The sequence below is a fragment of the Acidimicrobiia bacterium genome (genome assembly GCA_016650365.1).
Lineage (GTDB): Bacteria > Actinomycetota > Acidimicrobiia > Spongiisociales > JAENVV01 > JAENVV01.
Genome location: JAENVV010000131.1, coordinates 1 through 2,959 on the forward strand (window position 1 = coordinate 1; position 2,959 = coordinate 2,959).

A 2,959-nucleotide genomic window follows, 5' to 3' on the forward strand; every position below is an offset into this window, starting at 1 on the left:
GCTCGCCAAACGGCACAATGCGACCCTGTTTATGGTCCTCCTGGCGGCTTTGGAGGTTCTTGTCGCACGCCACGCCGGAGTCGACGACGTAGTGGTGGGAGTTCCTACCCCTGGTCGACCGCGATCGGAAACCGAGAATCTCATCGGCTGCTTTATCAACCTGGTACCGATTCGAACCAGCCTGGCAGGCAACCCGCGGTTCTCAGAAGTAATCCGGCAGACACGACAGACCACGCTCGAGGCGCTCGACAATTCGTCCGTGCCCTACGGTCAGGTGTTCGGGGCCGTCAGGCCATGGTCGGCGGAACGGATCCCGCTTCATCGAGTGCATTTCCAAATGCGCGACTTCCACCAGGCCATACGGAGCTCGAAACATCTTCAGGTTGACGTGCTTGAGACGCGCGTTGGCGCAACCAATCATCTCACGGTTCGGGCGGCCCGCACTCCGGCCGGGGCGACGATCGCGTTCGGGTATCACCCGGAGCGATTCCACCGGTCGACCATCGAACGCTGGTCAGGCCACTACGCCCGACTGCTCGAGTCCGTGGCCGGAGAAGGGGACCCAACCATCCTGGATATCGATCTGATGGGCGACGCAGAACGTCGAACACTTCTCGAGGATTTCAATCCAAACGAGGTGCCCTACTCGCCGCCCCCGCAACTCGTATCCGAAGGCCTGCGGTCGGCGGCCACCCGATGGCCCGACCTCGTCGCTATAGAGGAGGGGACCCGTCAGGTCACGTACGCCGAGTTCGACCGGATGGTCGACTCAATCGCCTGGTTCTTGGCGGATCGTAGTTTGAAATCAGAGGACAAGGTGATCCTCTACGCGGAGCGCGGCATCAATGCCGCGGTAGCAATGTTTGGAGCTTTGCGGGCCGGAGTGGCTTACGTACCGATCGACTCCGAGCTGACCAGCGAATGGATGGACACAGTCATTGAGCAGACAAAACCTGGCTTGATTCTGACCACCCTCGAACCGTGGACCCGACCTGACGGACTTGAAGTCCAAGAGATTTCACAACTGCTTGATGATGGAGCGGAACCGTTTCCCGATAGACCCAAACCGGAAGACCTTGCCTATGTCTTGTACACCTCCGGATCCACGGGACCTCCCAAGGGAGTCATGGTCGAACAGAGGAACGTGGCCTGGTTTATCAAGCAGACAGACAACTTTGAACCCCTCGGTCCGGGAGATCGCATCGTCTGGTTTGCCAGCCTCTCGTTCGACGCCCACATGAACAGCGTTCATGTGGCCCTCGCCAGTGGCTCCACGATCGTCGCAAGAGACGACGCCGCGTTCTTTTCCATTCCTCGCCTCGTGGAGTGGTTGACGGCCCGGCAAATCACGCACCTACGCACCTCGACAGGGTTCTTTCACGTGCTGGTCGAAGAACTCGCCGCGACCGGATCGAACCTGCCAGACACTCTCAGACTGGTCGCATTCGGCGGGGAGCAGGCACGGGCAGACATCGTGAACTTGTGGCACAGCATCACCGACGGAAGCATCCGAACCGTCGACTCGTACGGACCAACCGAGGCGACGGTCTGGGTGGCGGCAAGCGACCTCACCCGGCCACTGGCGACTGCCTACGAATGGATCCCAATCGGCCCGCCGAGAGCTCCCTCACGGGTCCATGTCGTCGATGGACACGGGAACCTGGCTCCCATCGGGATTCACGGCGAACTGTATATCAGTGGACCACTCGTGGCTCGCGGCTACCTCAACGCGCCAGACCTCACCGCAGAGCGGTTCCTGGCAGACCCGTTCTCACACCTGGCTGGAACCCGCATGTACCGATCTGGCGATGTCGGCCGTTGGCTTTCGGACGGAAGCCTCGAAGTGATCGGCCGGGTCGACCGCCAGGTGAAAATTCGTGGCTTCCGGGTGGAACCGGCCGAGGTTGAATCGGCCCTCCGGGAAGTGGAGGGAATCGAAGCCGCGGTCGTCCTCGCGACCGAGGCCTCGAATGGCGACGTCGAGCTCCGCGCCTTCGTCACACTTGGCGACAAACCACCAATCGATCTCCAAGCCGTCCGGCGGTCTCTCGGGATACCGAAGTTCATGTTGCCTGCCAGCCTCACCGTGGTGCCGGAGATTCCGATGACGATCAGCGGCAAGGTGGACAAGAACGCGCTCATTCGCGATGCTCTCAACCCAACTCCGCCGACGCCTGCGCCTCAGGATCGAACCGACATCGTCGCCCCCACGCCGTCGGTTCAGGATCGTGGCGAGATGGCGCGCATCTGGTGCGAAGTCCTCGGGGTGGATGCCGTAGAGGCGGCCGATGACTTTTTCGACCTTGGTGGTCATTCGCTACTTGCCATCAAAGTGATCTCACGAATCAAAGCGAGGCTCGGTATATCTGTGGAACTCACTGATCTGTTCGAGTACCCCACCTTCGGAGTGTTCTCAGACATGGTTCTTACGACCGAAGGGACCTCACATCCCGCCGGCGGCGGGGCCGAACTGGAGCAACCCGCAGATGCCATCGTCGGTCTCGACCCGGATATGGACGAGTTCTTGACTGCCCTCGAGCAAATGTCCGACGAGGAGGCCGAGGCAATGCTCCGACGACTCGACGCCGGCGACCTGTGATGAGCAACAAACTCAACACTCGTGGCCGCGTTCACCAAGACGAGTTTCCCTCGCTCGTCGGGACGTTCGCAGAACGCGCCAGTCAATATCCGGACCGGGTTGCGATCGAGGCATCCGGGCGGGCCATGACCAACCGGCAGCTCCTCGACTGGTCGGCGTATCTCGCCGATTCCTTGGCCAAACACGGGGTGTCTCCAAGTACCCGCGTGGTCATCATCGGCCCCCGCGGCCCGGCCGTGGCAGCGGCCATGCTCGCCACGCTCTCTCGGGGCGGAGTCGTCGTTCCCCTCGACTGGTCGACGCCCGCCGACCGGCGCCGCCTCATGGTCAGGGACTCCGAGGCGAACCTGATCATCCAGA

2 protein-coding genes are annotated in these 2,959 nt (G+C 61.6%); both read left to right on the forward strand.

All coding sequences use genetic code 11. The annotated features are described in order from the left end of the window. On the forward strand, positions 1–2,599 hold a 2,599-nt coding region (locus JJE47_07745; GenBank protein ID MBK5267313.1), incomplete at its 5' end, for an amino acid adenylation domain-containing protein. Beyond that, on the forward strand, positions 2,599–2,959 hold a 361-nt coding region (locus JJE47_07750; GenBank protein ID MBK5267314.1), incomplete at its 3' end, for an AMP-binding protein. The genes JJE47_07745 and JJE47_07750, both read left to right, overlap by 1 nt.